Genomic DNA, 14015 nt, shown 5'->3' on the forward strand with positions numbered 1-14015 from the left:
TACGTGCGCCGGCGAGCATTCCGCGCAGTTCTATACCTTATTTTTTGTTGTAAAAAGATGGCTGTTTATCCCGAATACATGGTTGCCCCCATTCGCCAGGACTTGGTAGAGGCTGGCTTCGAGCAACTGATGTCGCCACAGGAAGTAGACGCGGCCCTGGCCGCCAACGAAGGCACCGTGCTGGTAGCCGTGAACTCGGTGTGTGGCTGCGCTGCTGGCAAAGCCCGCCCGGCCCTCAAACTGGCCCTGGCCAGCGCCGAGAAAAAACCCACCAAACTCGTAACCGTTTTTGCCGGCATGGAAACCGATGCCGTGGCTAAAATGCGCGAGCACATGCTGCCCTACCCCCCCTCTTCGCCCTGCATCGGCCTGTTCAAAGACGGCGAACTGGTGCACATGATTGAGCGCTACCACATCGAAGGCTCTGACCTGATGCGCATTGTGAATAACTTGCAAGGCGCTTTCGAAGAGTATTGCTAGCCCACGGATTAGCGGGGAGTATAGCAGAGTGCACGGATTTTGTGGGCGGCGCTAGTACCCGCACCTGTAGACCGGTAGCAGTAGTACATAAAGCAAAAAGGCCGCCCAATTGGGCGGCCTTTTTGCTGGTTTTCGCTGCTTAGCGCTGTCCACAAAATCCGTGCACTCTGCTATACTCCCCGCTAATCCGTGGGCTAGTTAGCCACTTCGCTCAGGAACTTGATGCGCATCAGGCGCACCTCTTCTTCGCTGAAATCGTCGGCGCCTAGCTCATTCATCGCAGTTGCGATGCTGTCGGTAGAGGCCTTCATGAAGTAGTCGTAAATCTCATCTTGCTTGTCCTCGTCCACCACATCCTGAATGTAGTAGTCGAGGTTGAGGCGGGTGCCCGAGTAGCAAATGTGCTCGATTTCCTCCACTAGTTCGCCCATTGTGATACCCTGGCTGCGGGCGATGCCGGCCAGGTCCATCTTCTTGTCAATCTGCTGGATAATGTAGATTTTGAGCTTCGAGCGGTTCACCGTCGACTTAATAATCACGTCGGCCGCCGTCTCGATGTCATTATCCTCCACATACTTCTTGATGGCCGCCACGAATGGCGCGCCAAACTTCTGCGCCTTGCCCTGGCCTACCCCCGAAATGTGGGTCAGCTCGTGCAGGGTTTGCGGGTAGGTGGTGGCCATTTCTTTCAGGCTCGGGTCCTGAAAAAGCACGTAGGGCGGCAAGTTCTTCTGCTTGGCGTATTGCCGGCGCAACTCCTTAAGCTGACTAAACAGTGCCTCGTCGTGGCCGGCGGCCTGCTGCACCTTCTCCTCGTCTTCCTCCTCCTGCTTTTCGGCCTCGAAATCGTGGTCTTTGGTGAGGGTGAACGCGTGCGGGTTTTCGATAAAATCGATGCCCTTCTCGGTGATGTGCACCATGCCAATCGAGTCGATATCCTTGGATAGCAACCCGTTGAGCAAGCACTGGCGCAGCACCGACAGCCAGTGTTGCATGTCGCCGCTCAGGGCCTTGCCCTGGCCGTATACCGGCAGGCCGTTGTGGCCATAGCTCTCGATGTGCGGGTTGTTGAGGCCCAGCAGCACCTGCGCCACGTGGTCGAGGCCGAAGCGCGCTTCGGTTTGCACTACCGCGCGCAGGGCCAAGCCCACGTGCTCAGCTCCGTCGAACTTCTCCTTGGGATGGCGGCAGTTGTCGCAGAAACCACAGTCCTTGTCCAGGTTTTCGCCAAAGTAATGCAGCAGCTGGCGGCGGCGGCACACGGCGCTTTCCGAGTAGTTCGTCATTTCCAGCAAGAGCTGGCGGGCGTTGTCGCGCTCCGTCACGGGCTTGTCTTTGCTGAATTTTTCGAGCTTCAGAATGTCGTCGTAGCTGTAGAACATCAAGCAGTTGCCCTCCATGCCGTCGCGGCCGCCGCGGCCAGTTTCCTGGTAGTAGCCCTCAATGCTTTTAGGCGCGTCGTAGTGGATAACGAAGCGCACATCGGGCTTGTCGATGCCCATGCCGAAGGCGATAGTGGCCACAATCACGTCGCAGTCCTCATTGAGGAAGGCGTCCTGGTTGTTCATGCGGGTATGCGGGTCGAGGCCAGCGTGGTAGGGTAGGGCGCGCACGTCGTTTACGCGCAGCAGCTCGGCTACTTCCTCTACCTTCTTGCGGCTTAGGCAATAAATAATGCCTGCCTTGCCTTTGTGCTGCTGCACGTACTGAATGAGCTGCTTCTTGGTGTTGCGCTTAGCGCGCACCTCGTAGTAGAGATTGGTGCGGTTGAAGCTGGTTTTAAACACGCTCGCATCATCCATGTGCAGGTTTTTCTGGATGTCGAGCTGCACCTTGGGGGTAGCGGTGGCCGTGAGCGCGATGAGCGGAATCTTACCCCCCAGGTTGTCGATGATGCCGCGAATCTTGCGGTACTCGGGCCGGAAATCATGGCCCCACTCCGAGATGCAGTGCGCCTCATCAATAGCGACAAACGAAATGCTGGCTTTTTGGAGAAAAGCAATAGTGTCTTCTTTCGTCAAGCTCTCAGGTGCCACGTACAAAAGCCGTACTTCGCCAGAAATCACGTCTTTCTTAACGCGGTTCATCTCCGTCTTGGTCAGCGTCGAATTGTACACTTGTGCGTTCACGCCGAAGGCCGACAACTGGTCGACCTGGTTTTTCATCAGGGCGATGAGCGGCGAAATCACGATGGCCGTGCCCGGTAGCACCAGCGCCGGCAGCTGGTAGCACAGGCTTTTACCTGCCCCCGTGGGCATAATAACAAACGTGTTATTACCTGCTAAAATATTCTGAATGACAGCCTCTTGGGTGCCCCGAAACTGGCCGAAGCCGAATACTTCTTTTAGCTTGGTTTTGAGTTCGGTAGCGTGGGTAATGGGTGGTTCCAGAACGGAGAGGGTCATAGAATAGCGGTGTAAGGCGGACAGGTAGCAGGAACGGGATTAGCGAAGATAAGAACAAAGTGGATTTTTTTGAAAAAAACCCGTCATTGACACGTAACATTTCAGAAAAGTTCCGCAAAGCGTGGTCGTTAGTAGCTGCTAGACCAGCAATCGGCCGTGCTGAAGCGGGAAGGCGTAAATTTGACCGTGCAATCTTCCTCCCCCCCTTCCGTATCTGTTGATGTGCTGGCCGTAGCCCGCCAAGTCTTGCTCGAAGAAGCCAGCGCCCTGCGCGATGTGGCGCAGGCGGTGGGCGCTACCCCCGATTTTGTGAACTGCGTGGCTGCCCTGCTGCAGCTCAAAGGCCGCGTAGTAGTGACGGGGGTAGGCAAAAGCGCCCACATTGCGGGCAAGCTGGTGGCCACGCTCAACGGCACGGGCACACCCGCCCTGTTTATGCACGCGGCCGATGCCATCCACGGCGATTTGGGCATGATTCAGGCCGAAGATTTTGTGGTAGCCATTAGCAAGAGCGGCGATACGCCCGAGATAAAGGTGCTCGTGCCCTTGCTGCGCCGCAAGGGGGTAGGGCTGGCCGCACTGGTTAGCAACGCCGATTCGTACCTGGCTCGGCAGGCCGACTACGTGCTGCACGCCCCCGTGCGCCGCGAGGCCTGCCCCCACGACTTGGCGCCCACTACCAGCACCACCGCTGCGCTGGCGCTGGGCGATGCCCTGGCCGTGTGCCTGCTCGAAAGCCGCCAGTTTTCGGCCCAGGATTTTGCCCGCCTGCACCCCGGCGGCACGCTGGGCAAAAAATTGTACCTAACCGTGGGCGACCTTAGCCGCCAGAACCAGCGCCCCCAGGTAGGTGTAGAAGCGCCGCTGCGCGAAGTGCTGCTCGAAATATCGGGCAAGCGCCTAGGGGCCACCGCCGTGCTCGACGCAGCAGGCGCGCTGGCCGGCATTATTACCGACGGCGACCTGCGCCGCATGCTCGGCCGCGGCCACCTGGCCGAGCTCGAAACGCTGCGGGCCCGCGACATCCTCACGCCCCGGCCGGCCACCATCGACATCAGCGAGTTTGCCGCCGAGGCCCTGGCCCAAATGCAGGCCCGCAACATTACCCAGCTTATTGTGCTGGAAGATGGCGCATTTGCGGGCTTTATCCACCTGCACGATTTGCTGCGCGAGGGGCTGGTATAGGGGGTAGGGGCGGCAGCCTACTGGTCGTAATGCCGAGGTTTTATTGTTGTAAATTGCTGAAATACAATAAATTATCAAAGAAATAATTTCGTAAGCTCGACTAGAAATGAAAGAGTAGGCTGCTCAATACCTTTGTGCACCGGCGTGCCCATAGTCGCCCGCAGGCCGCTCCTGCTTCTTTACATGCCTTTACTGTAAGGCGCTGGCCCGCGGGCGGCGCTGCTCTTGCCTTGCCGACTCCCTTCGTTTCGCTCCTCATTCCGGCTTATAATGAGACGGCTCGCCTTGGCCACACGCTGGGGCAGGTGCTGGCGTACCTGCACGCGCAGCCCTACACCAGCGAGCTGCTGGTGATAGATGATGGCTCCAGCGATGGCACGGCGCAGCTAGCCGAGCGCTACTTTGCCGAGCACGCGGCCCAGGCGGGCGCCGTGACCACGCGCGTTATCAGCTACCAGCCCAATCGGGGCAAGGGCTACGCCGTGCGCCAGGGCCTGCTCGCGGCTCAGGGTACAGTGGCCGTATTTTCGGATGCCGACCTTTCGACGCCCATTGCGCAGCTACCCCTAGTGCTCGACCCCATTATGGCGGGCAGCTACGACGTAGTGTTTGGCTCGCGTGCCCTCGACCGCTCCGTCATTGGGGTGCGCCAGCCGCTGCTACGCGAGCTAAGCGGCCGGTTTTTTAACCTTATCATGCGCGCTGCCACTGGCTTACCCTACTGGGATACGCAGTGTGGCTTCAAGGCTTTTCGGCTCGATGTGTGCCGCCCATTGGTAGAGGGCGCGCAACTCGACCGCTTTGGCTTTGATGTGGAACTGCTCTACCTGGCCCACTACGCCGGCCTACGCCTGCGCGAGCAGCCGGTGCAGTGGAACGACGCCGCGGGCAGCAAAGTCGGTATCTGGAGCGGCATCGACGGCTTCCGCGAGCTGCGCCAACTGCGCCGCCGCGCCGGCCAGGGCCACTACGATGCTGCTATGCAACGCGCCCGCACGGCAGCTAGCCCGCTCGACCCAGCCCTACCCCCGCTTGCCAGCGCCACGCCGCCCACGATAAGCTAGGGAACCCAGCAACTCTCTATCTTCGTGCTTCTACCACGCACTTTCTGCTACTATGCACAATACATATCTCGTCGTGATGGCGGGCGGCATCGGCAGCCGCTTCTGGCCCTTTAGCCGCACGCAGCACCCCAAGCAGTTTCACGATGTAATGGGCGTGGGCCGTTCCATGCTGCAGCTCACCGTTGACCGCTTTCGGGGCGTATGCCCGCCCGAAAACGTGTTTGTAGTAACCAACCGCGACTACATCAACTTGGTGCACGAGCACTTGCCCGAGCTGCCGCTCGACCAAATTCTGGGCGAACCCATTGGGCGTAATACGGCGCCCTGCATCGCCTACGCCAGCTACCGCATTGCCCAGCGCGACCCTCAAGCCACCATCGTGGTGACGCCCGCCGACCACGCCGTGCTGCGCGAAGAAGAGTTTCGGCGCCTTATCCGCGAGGCGGTAGAGGTTGCCCGCCAGCACCCCGTGCTCATCACGCTCGGCGTGCAGCCCGTGCGCCCCGACACGGGCTACGGCTATATTCAGTACATGGACGGTGCGGCTAACCGGCTGCCCGATAGCAACTTATTCAAGGTCAAGACCTTTACGGAGAAGCCCAACGCTGAACTGGCCCGCATGTTTGTAGAGAGTGGCGACTTTCTCTGGAATGCCGGCCTGTTTATCTGGCGGGCGGAGGTTATCATCGACGCGTTTCACAAGTCGCTCAGCGACATTGCCGAGGTATTCGAGGAAGGCCGCGACCAGTTGGGTACCCCGCAGGAGGAAGCCTTCATCAACGAAGCTTACTCACGCTGCCGCAACATCAGCATCGACTTTGGAGTGATGGAAAAGGCCGATAACGTGTACGTGCTACCCGCCGACATTGGCTGGAGCGACCTCGGCACCTGGGATTCGCTGCACCAGATTGGAATGCAGGACGCCTTTGGCAACGTAGTTGATGGCGACGTGCTCCTTTACGAAGCCCGCGAGTGTATCATCAAAACCCCGCACGAGCGCTTGGTAGTGGTGCAGGGTCTCGAAGGCTACATCATCGCCGAGCACGACAACGTGCTGCTCATCTGCCAGCGCAGCGAAGAGCAGCGCGTGAAGGAATTCGTGGCCGATGTGAAGGCGAAGAAGGGGGTAGGGTATAATTAAATTGTTAATTGATTACTGGTAACGGTCAATAAAAAACGTCCTGCTGAGCTTGCCGAAGCATCTCTATCGCTTTAGTGGATTACTAATCCTTACGGCGTGGTAGAGATGCTTCACTAGCGTTCAGCAGGACGTTCTTTTATTAACTGTTAATGGGTTAATCATTGACAACTAATTCATTAATCATTGCCTATCGCCCTTTCGCTACTTCAAACAGCATGATGCCGGCGGCCACGCCCACGTTCAGGCTCTGAATTTGGCCGCTCATGGGGATGCGCAGGCGCTGGTCGCAGAGGCGCAGCAATTCGGGCGAGATACCGTCTTCCTCCGACCCCATGATGACGGCTACCGGGCCGCTGAGGCTGGCTGCATCGGCGTGGCCAAGGTCAGCATCAGCTTTTTCGGTACACGCGATGACGGTCAGGCCGCTTTCTTTCAGGAAGTTAATCGTTTGGCGCAAGTCGGCTTCGCGGCACACGGGGAGAATGTTGAGCGCGCCGGCCGACGTTTTCACGGCGTCGCCGTTGATTTGGGCAGCACCGTGGGCGGGCACTACCAGGGCCTGCACACCCAGGCATTCGGCAGTGCGGGCAATAGCGCCGAAGTTGCGTACGTCGGTCACGCGGTCGAGCAGCAGCAAAAATGGCACTTTGCCCTCCTCAAACAAACCAGCCAGCAACGAGTCGAGCGGGGCAAAGTCGATGGGTGACACAAAAGCCACCGCGCCCTGGTGGTTTTTGCGGGTCAGGCCCTCTAGTTTTTCCAATGGCACCAGCGACACGGGCACGTTGGCCTCGCGGGCCAGCGTCGAAATGTCCTGGGTCATCGAATTTTTGGTGCCGCGCAGCAGGAAAATCTTGTCCAGGGTGCGGCCCGCATTCAGCGCCTCCAAAATGGGGCGCAGACCAAACAGCATGTCGATGCTGCGGTCGGCGTTGGGGCGCGTAGTGTGCTGCGGCTTGAAGAAAGAAGCCCCGCCGCGGTCGCCACCCCGGTCGTTGCGGTCGCCCCCGCGGTCGGGGCGGTCGTTGCTGGGCTTGTTTGGCACCTGGCGGCCGCGCTCATCATAAAAAGGGCGCTGCGGGCGCGCGCGGTTGCCCCCGTCGTTGCCGCCGGGGTGGCGGTCGTCGCGGCTGGGGCCCGCGTCGCGGCCCGCCCGGCGCTCGCCGCTATCGGCTCCTTCGCGGAAGCGGCGCGGTACGTAATCGTCACTAAGCCCGTCGTTTAGCGGGCGCTCATCGTTTTTCTCCATCGTTCTACAGCGGCATACCAAAGCAACTCGTACTCGGGGCGGCGCACCAATTCGTAATTATCAGGTGCTAAGGTACTAGGGCGCGGGCGGAAGGTAAACGCCACGGCCTCGCCCTGACGGCCGGCATCGTCGTAGCGCCAGTGCTCGGTGCCATCGGGCAAGTGGCGCACACTTTGGGGCGGGCCCAGCACCACATACAGCAAGCCACGGTCGGTGAGCCAGCCGGCCTTGTGGCCGCTGAACACCTCGTTGGCCACCGTTACGCGGCCGTAGTAGCGCCGAATCATATCGCGGGCACGGGTTTGGTCGCCGCCCGCGGCTTGCAGCCAAAAACGGTCCACGGCCTTCTTCGGCTCGGCGGCTTGCGTCAGCTGCTGGCGCTCGGCCGAAGTAGTGAGATAACGTAGGGGCTCAATGAGCTCGGGCGCCGTGCTTTGGCCTGGAAAACTATTTTGCACCACCAGCAGCGGCACCGTGCGCACGGGCTCGCCGCCGCTACCCCCCACTTTGAGGGCATACAGCCCATTTTGCGGAAAGCGCAGCAACTCGCCCGCCGCCACTGGCGCGGCCGACGAGTCGAGCACGCCCAGCGTGCGGGGCGCCGCCGGCTGGGTGCGTGGGTCAGCGAAGGGGGGTAGGGCTGGCGTGCCGGTAGGGTAGCGCCGCCAGCGCACTGGCTGGCTGGCCCCAAACATTGCCACCACTACTCCCTGTCCAGCGCGCAGGTACGGGTGGGCCAGCACCAGGCCCATGGAATCGAGTAGCATGAAGGGGCGCGCCAGGCGCTCGGCCGTGAGGGGCAGCCAGGCGGTAGTAGCGGGGTCTTGGTCGGGGCTGGCGGGCTGGTTAGTAAGCGTGGGTTGGTCGAGGCTGATTTGCAGCACCGTGCTGGGAGCTAAGCGGCTAGCTAGCAAAGCGGTAGTGAATACCTGCGCCGGACCTGCGGCCATTTTACGGGGGTAGGGGCGCGCTGGGCGCACCTCTTGCCACAGCGGCTGCTTGGCCTCGTAGCTGGCCCAGGCCGTGAGGCGCCACGCGGGTGCGGGGGAACCCAGCGCCGGGCTAGGTTGGTTTAGAAAAATACGCAGGCTGTCGCCCTCGCGGCGAGTGGTAGGCGCCAGCCGATTGGGCACCGCGTGGTACAGGCCAGCAAAATCGGGCGGGGCCAGCAGCCGCGGCGCGGCGGCCCCGCCTGCCAGCCCAGTCAGCAACAGTGCGGCGGCTAGCACAGCACCCGGCCGTTCGTAAATTGCCTCTCTTTTCTTCATCCTCATGGGCTTCACGGTTTCGCTGCTACTCTTTTTCCTGCTTGTACGGTATGTACTGCCCCGGGTGCTACGCGCCGTGCTGAGCAGTTTTGTGCGGCAGCAGGTGCACAAGGCGCAGTTCGGGGGCGGCCCTACGCCGGGTTTCACGCCGCCTGCTGGCCCGCCCCCCGCCCCCGGGCAGGTGCGCGTCGACTACGTGCCGCCGCAAACCAAGCCCGAGCACAAGCCCGAATTTCGGGGTGGCGAGTATGTAGATTATGAAGAAGTGAAGTAAAAAGCAGCGGGTAGGGCCGGCCTTTTACTTAATACCCGCTGCCCACGGGCACCACTATGGGGCGGTCGAGCGCCTGGCGCCGCGCCGAATACAGCAGGCCATTGATGGAGGCAAAGTCGGCCACTGCCTGCGAGTCGAGGGCGCCGTTTTTGAGCAGCCGGGCAGTGTATATCTGGCGGGCTAGAATAAGTGGAAACGCTGTAAAGCTAGGAGCGGGAGTGGCCGTTTCAACGAGCGTATGAGAGCCCGGAAAAATGAATTGTAAATAGCTGGTAGCACCTCCTGCGTTGGTAGCGCTAGCTGCTGCGGGGTCGTTGAAATACAGCCATTTCACTACAAAAAGACGCTCGTTCTGTGGGGAGCTCACGTAGTACGTGTCTACGCCATCGTATTCGATGCTCGCATAGGGCTGCTTATCGACGGTAATCAAATTTTTTTTGGCAGCTATTTTTTGCCCAAAAGAAGTGAGCGAAAGTGCGGCCATTACCAGGGTGAGAAGGAGGTTTTTCATAAAGATGGGAGTAGGAATTTCCCTTGTCTTTTCAAAACCAATGCCATAATCCCGTCGCCAACCCAACTCGCGCCGCCTGCAAAATCCGTAAAATCCGCGTCAATCCGTGGTGCTAGAAGCCTAGCCCTACGCGCAAGCCCGTGCCTACACGCTCCCCGCTTTGCAGCCCGGTGTAGAAGTCAACCCGCATCACTTTGAAGATGTGCTCGATGCCCGCACCCAATTCTAAATAATGCCCCACCTGGTCGGTGTGCAAATAATTGAGCGACACAACTTCTTGCCATTTCAGGGCTTTTAAGAGCGGTATCTTATTGAAAATAAAGCCGTTAAAATGGTGGTTGAAATGGCCTTCGAAGTATGTGGCGCGGGTGCTATACTGGTAATAATCGAGCAGTTGAAACTGGTTGAAATCGGCAGCCAGCAGCGTGCGGTTGCCCGAAAAATGGTGGTAATCGGCAAACGTTAGCCCCTCTTGCTTGCCCACGAAGCCCCCCACGATAGCCTGGAACGACGACGTGCCCGCCAGCCCCAAACTCAGCGTGTGGCGCACCGAGCCTTGCAGCAGCAGGTACCGCACATCGGCCCCTAGCACGTGCGGCACGGCCAGCCGGCCCTGCACATTAAATGTCGGCCACTTCGAGCCCAAGTTAAATTTGCCGTCGGGCCGCGTGATGTAGCGCTGGCCCGGTCGAAAGCTCACACTGAGCCCCACTGCGGCCGCCTTGCTGCGGCCAAAACCGGTGCCATCGGGTGCCTCCTCGGCCACCGGCTGGTTGGGCGTAAAGGCCCTACCCCCCACATCGTGCCAGAGGTAAGTGCTGGTATTTTGCAATTCACGGCGGTCGAAGTAGCTCGCCGCGCCGCGCACCGTGAGGCCGTTTAGCGGTTCCCAGAAGTAGCTGATTTCGGCGCCATCGCGGCGGTAAAGCTTAGCATAGTTGCGGTTGGCCAGCAGCGAATACACCGAGTTGATGAACGGCGTGAGCTGCGAGTTACGGTCAAAATTCTCGATGGTGCGGCCCGCCACCAGGCCAATTTGGCGCAGCTTCACTGGGTCGAGTTGCCAGGTAAGGGCCAAGCTAGGTTGCAGCTGGTGGTTGCTAAAGCCGTAGCGCAGCGTGGGCGTGAGGGTCACGAAGCGACGGTTGTCGGTGCGCTGCGTGTAGGTAGCTTGCGCGTTCAGTACGTAGCCCTCTACCGTGTTGTATAGCAGCTCATTAAAGGCGGGCGACACATTAAAAGTGCGCTTGCGGAACGTGTTGCTGTAAGTATAGCCCGTGAGGAGCAGCTTGGTAGGCGTCAGCTCGTTGCGCTTGCGGTCGAGCGAGTCTTGGTAAGGACGCGAATTGCGCACTACTTCACTGCTATCTTTCTTGTGATAATCCAGTTTTTCTTCTTCCGTGAGCGGTACCGGGCGTACCTGGCTCCAATAGCTGGAGTCGCGCTCATTCACGCCTTTTTCGACCAACTGCACTTCGCCTTTTTTCATCTGCGACAGCGGGTCGTTGCGCAGCGAATCGCGCTGGGCCTGCTTCACCTGGCGGCGCACCTGCTTGCTGAGGCCCGCTAAATCGGGCTTCTGGCGCTTAATCTGGCGCGTCAGCTCCTTGGTAGTAACGGGCGCAATGACGGGCGGCCCAGCCGGTGCCCCACCGGCCACAGGGGGGGTAGGCTTGGCCTCGGGCGGCGCTGGGTAGGTAGGCACTACGTGGTTATAGTTTGAGAATACGGCCGTTACGTAACCCGAGCCTTTGAAGCCAAAGGCCGAAAAACCCACCGTTAGCTGTTGCGATTGAATCACCCAAGCGTGCGGCGCGCCCGGCGCGGGTGCAAACAGCTGCTCGAGGTGTAAGTCATCGACGTAGTCGAGCTGGGCATCTTTGGTCAGCCGTAAGTCGATGGAATGAATGCGCCACGAGCCATCGACGATGTAGATAAAACCCGAAAAAACGGGGTCGCTGCGGCGGCGGGGCGTCACGCGAATTTTGTGCACCAGTTGGCCGTTTTGCTGGGAGCTGCCCACCAGCTCGTATTGGTAAAACAACAAAGCATTGGAAGCAATCGGCGACACGAAGCCGCGCTCCGAGAAGCCCGATTTCACCAAGTTGTTGTAGAAACTGAGGCCGCGTCCGGCGCTAGCCCGGTTGAAGCTGATGCCGTGCGAGTCGCCGCTGACGCGGCTAGACAGCATCCGTTCCTTCACCACGTCAGGCTGCGTGAAGGAGATATCCGACAGGCTTTCAGATAAATAAAAAATGCCTGGCTTGAGGTCGGGCCCCATCTTGATGAGGCCAAAAATCTTGCTAGGCGTTTCGCTGAGGCGGCCTAGGCTTTTGAGGTAAATGCGCGCCCGGAAGGCCGCCACCTCGCGCTGGTGGTAGGCGCGCCACTGCTGCGCCTGCTGAATGATGGCGTAGGCGGGGTCGCGGTCGGAGCCGCGCACCGTTACCTCGGTCAGGTTGTACGACTCGGGCACCAACGCCACGTTGAGCACCAGCGTGGAGTCGCCGGCAGGCACGCGCACAGTTTCGGTGTGGGGGCGGTAGCCTACGTATTGAAAAACAAGCTGGTAGCTGCCGCCAGCCAGCCGTAGCTGGTACTGGCCTTGCTCGTTAGAGCCGGTGCTGGTGGCCGTGCCGCGCACCGCTACATTGGCAAAAGGTAGGCCCGCGTTGTTGGTGCCACTGATGCGGCCCTTGATGATGCCGGCCTGCGCGGCGCTAGCCGCCAGCACTACTATCCCTACTATAAACGACCAAAATCGACTTGAAACACCCATAGAACTAAGCTGGCTCACAATCAACTGGCAAGTTAGGTGCCGCCTTGGTATAAGATACCACTGGTGCGCCCAGCGTTGGCAGCCACGCTTTTTTTATAGAGGCAGGGCCTTGGGCTACTGGGTTTTGGGGCGCCGGCTGGTATACCAGGCGTTGAGCCCTACCCCCAGCAGTAGCAGCGCAATGCCCGGATATACAGTGGCTGCTACCTTATCATTGAATACAAAATACCCCAAAGCAGTAGCGTAAATAAGGCCCAGGTAATCGAGGGCCGCCACCAAGTTGGCTTGCTGCTTCTGGAACGCGTGCGTGACGCACCACAGCGCCACGTGGGTGAATAAACCCGCCAGCAGCAGCCAGGCCCATTCGGTGCCGTGGGGCAGCTTCCAGTCGAAGAGCATCCAGACGGCGGCGATGGCCAGTGGCACCACATTGAAGTAAAAAACGGGCACGAGCGGCGCAATTTTATCGCCTACCCGCCGCAAAAACACGCTGCTCAGCCCCGACGATACTGCCGACCCTACCCCCAATAGTACGCCCGCCGACAGCAGCCCCGCCGCGCCTTTGGCCAGCACCACGCCGCCTACCGCCAACGCATAGAATAGCCCTTGCCACGGCTTTAAGGGTTCGCCAACTAGCCAAATAGCAGCTACCGCCGTTACTACCGGCGCCAGGTAGCTGAGCGTGACGGCGCTACCCAGCGGCAACACGCGCAAGGCCAAAAAACCCAGTATCAGCGAGCCAGCCCCAAATACGCCGCGCCCCAGCAGGTTGAACCGGGCCGCGGGCGGACCCCATACGGGCGTGCTGGTGCGGCGCAACTGCCACACCGTGAGGGTGAGCGAAATCAGGCAGCGGGCAAAAATAATTTCGGCCGTGGGCAGGTCGGGTAGCTTCTTGACGGCCACGTTGACCACGGCCAACAAAGCCGTTGAAGCCAACATGTAGAGGATTCCGGGCGAAAAACGCATAATACAACGACGGGAGCCCCGGCCCGGCGGCACGTTTGGCCCCTGGCAGCCGTTTGCTACTTGGGCAGTAGGGCGCGGGCGCCTTCTTCAACGGCCCGCTCCCTACTTCGTTCGCGTACTTTGCGGCTGCTCCCTACCCCCGCCATGTTTAAGAACCCCAACCAAGCTCCTAAAAACTACACGCCCGGCGAGGCCCTGCAAAAAATTGCGGCCTTCTGTGCCTACCAAGAACGCACCCACCGCGAAGTGGCCGACAAGCTAAAGTCATACGGCCTAGACGAAGACGAGGCGGGCGAAATTATCATCCGCTTGGGCCGCGAAAAGCTACTTGATGAGGAGCGCTACGCCCAGGCCTACGCCCGCGGCAAGCACCGCACCAATGGCTGGGGTAGGCGGCGCATCAAGCTGGAAATGAAGGCGAAAGGCCTAAGCGACTACTGCATTAAAAGCGGCCTGAAGGAGCTGGAGGGGGAGGAGTACTACGCCAAACTCAAGCAGCTATTGGAGCAGCGCAACGCCCGCGAAAAAGAGTCGCACCCCCTGAAGCGCAAGATGAAGCTCATGGCTTATTTAAACCAAAAAGGCTACGAGTCTGATTTGATTCAGGACGCGCTCGGTGAGTTGCTTTCGCCCGAAGATTGACGCTGTAATTGGCTTCTCAATAACCTCAGCACTAATTGTCGCTGAACA

The 14015-nt window shown here is 59.7% G+C and carries 12 protein-coding genes; 6 read left to right on the forward strand and 6 right to left on the reverse strand.

The features are described from left to right. Window positions 1-57: 57 nt before the first annotated feature. Window positions 58-480 carry a BrxA/BrxB family bacilliredoxin gene (locus GO988_RS10875; protein ID WP_157565105.1) on the forward strand — a complete coding sequence of 141 codons (423 nt, stop codon included), beginning with the start codon at window positions 58-60 and terminating at the stop codon, window positions 478-480. Window positions 481-674: 194 nt separating this feature from the next. On the opposite strand, the gene recQ is transcribed toward GO988_RS10875, so the two are convergent. Then, a complete protein-coding gene (recQ, locus tag GO988_RS10880; protein ID WP_157565107.1) occupies window positions 675-2885 on the reverse strand; it encodes a DNA helicase RecQ in 2211 nt (736 codons plus the stop codon). A gap of 186 nt (window positions 2886-3071) precedes the next feature. On the opposite strand from recQ, the gene GO988_RS10885 reads away from it, so the two are divergent. From GO988_RS10885 to GO988_RS10895, 3 genes are all read left to right on the forward strand, one after another. Continuing rightward, the gene (locus GO988_RS10885; RefSeq protein WP_317164840.1) at window positions 3072-4070 is read left to right on the forward strand and encodes a KpsF/GutQ family sugar-phosphate isomerase; all 999 of its coding nucleotides are present in this window, start codon (window positions 3072-3074) and stop codon (window positions 4068-4070) included. Window positions 4071-4300: 230 nt separating this feature from the next. After that, the gene (locus tag GO988_RS10890; RefSeq protein ID WP_198172628.1) at window positions 4301-5134 is read left to right on the forward strand and encodes a dolichyl-phosphate beta-glucosyltransferase; all 834 of its coding nucleotides are present in this window, start codon (window positions 4301-4303) and stop codon (window positions 5132-5134) included. 52 nt (window positions 5135-5186) lie between these two features. Next, a complete protein-coding gene (locus GO988_RS10895; RefSeq protein WP_157565112.1) occupies window positions 5187-6275 on the forward strand; it encodes a mannose-1-phosphate guanylyltransferase in 1089 nt (362 codons plus the stop codon). A 187-nt stretch (window positions 6276-6462) separates the two neighbouring features. On the opposite strand, the gene rlmB is transcribed toward GO988_RS10895, so the two are convergent. Further along, entirely contained in the window at window positions 6463-7524 is a 1062-nt protein-coding gene (gene rlmB / locus GO988_RS10900; RefSeq protein ID WP_157565114.1) for a 23S rRNA (guanosine(2251)-2'-O)-methyltransferase RlmB, read from the reverse strand. Beyond that, a complete protein-coding gene (locus GO988_RS10905) occupies window positions 7497-8792 on the reverse strand; it encodes a GWxTD domain-containing protein (RefSeq protein ID WP_198172630.1) in 1296 nt (431 codons plus the stop codon). Before GO988_RS10905 ends, rlmB begins: the two co-directional genes overlap by 28 nt. Before the next feature lie 4 nt (window positions 8793-8796). Between GO988_RS10905 and GO988_RS10910 the strand changes: the two genes are divergently transcribed. Continuing rightward, window positions 8797-9066 carry a hypothetical protein gene (locus GO988_RS10910; RefSeq protein ID WP_157565118.1) on the forward strand — a complete coding sequence of 90 codons (270 nt, stop codon included), beginning with the start codon at window positions 8797-8799 and terminating at the stop codon, window positions 9064-9066. A 28-nt stretch (window positions 9067-9094) separates the two neighbouring features. Here GO988_RS10910 and GO988_RS10915 read toward each other — a convergent pair whose 3' ends face one another. The 3 genes from GO988_RS10915 to GO988_RS10925 form a co-directional block, all read right to left on the reverse strand. Further along, window positions 9095-9577 (reverse strand): hypothetical protein, encoded by a 483-nt coding sequence (locus tag GO988_RS10915; RefSeq protein WP_157565120.1) that lies wholly within the window; start codon window positions 9575-9577, stop codon window positions 9095-9097. Between the two features lie 112 nt (window positions 9578-9689). Further along, window positions 9690-12356, reverse strand: coding sequence for a DUF5686 and carboxypeptidase regulatory-like domain-containing protein (locus GO988_RS10920; protein ID WP_157565122.1), 2667 nt, complete (start codon window positions 12354-12356; stop codon window positions 9690-9692). 114 nt (window positions 12357-12470) lie between these two features. Continuing rightward, on the reverse strand, window positions 12471-13325 hold the full coding sequence (locus GO988_RS10925) for a DMT family transporter (protein WP_157565124.1): 855 nt from the start codon (window positions 13323-13325) through the stop codon (window positions 12471-12473). A 144-nt stretch (window positions 13326-13469) separates the two neighbouring features. Between GO988_RS10925 and GO988_RS10930 the strand changes: the two genes are divergently transcribed. Continuing rightward, window positions 13470-13967, forward strand: coding sequence for a regulatory protein RecX (locus tag GO988_RS10930; protein WP_157565126.1), 498 nt, complete (start codon window positions 13470-13472; stop codon window positions 13965-13967). The last annotated feature ends 48 nt before the right edge of the window (window positions 13968-14015 follow it).

The organism is Hymenobacter ginkgonis (assembly GCF_009755225.1).
GTDB lineage: Bacteria > Bacteroidota > Bacteroidia > Cytophagales > Hymenobacteraceae > Hymenobacter > Hymenobacter ginkgonis.

What these genes read in the sequence shown, in the direction of transcription:
- rlmB (WP_157565114.1), bottom strand. Translation starts at nt 7,524, where the DNA reads ATGGAGAAAAACGATGAGCGCCCGCTAAACGACGGGCTTAGTGACGAT.
- GO988_RS10920 (WP_157565122.1), bottom strand. Translation starts at nt 12,356, where the DNA reads ATGGGTGTTTCAAGTCGATTTTGGTCGTTTATAGTAGGGATAGTAGTG.
- GO988_RS10895 (WP_157565112.1), top strand. Translation starts at nt 5,187, where the DNA reads ATGCACAATACATATCTCGTCGTGATGGCGGGCGGCATCGGCAGCCGC.
- GO988_RS10930 (WP_157565126.1), top strand. Translation starts at nt 13,470, where the DNA reads ATGTTTAAGAACCCCAACCAAGCTCCTAAAAACTACACGCCCGGCGAG.
- GO988_RS10925 (WP_157565124.1), bottom strand. Translation starts at nt 13,325, where the DNA reads ATGCGTTTTTCGCCCGGAATCCTCTACATGTTGGCTTCAACGGCTTTG.
- GO988_RS10915 (WP_157565120.1), bottom strand. Translation starts at nt 9,577, where the DNA reads ATGAAAAACCTCCTTCTCACCCTGGTAATGGCCGCACTTTCGCTCACT.
- GO988_RS10910 (WP_157565118.1), top strand. Translation starts at nt 8,797, where the DNA reads ATGGGCTTCACGGTTTCGCTGCTACTCTTTTTCCTGCTTGTACGGTAT.
- GO988_RS10875 (WP_157565105.1), top strand. Translation starts at nt 58, where the DNA reads ATGGCTGTTTATCCCGAATACATGGTTGCCCCCATTCGCCAGGACTTG.
- recQ (WP_157565107.1), bottom strand. Translation starts at nt 2,885, where the DNA reads ATGACCCTCTCCGTTCTGGAACCACCCATTACCCACGCTACCGAACTC.
- GO988_RS10905 (WP_198172630.1), bottom strand. Translation starts at nt 8,792, where the DNA reads ATGAAGAAAAGAGAGGCAATTTACGAACGGCCGGGTGCTGTGCTAGCC.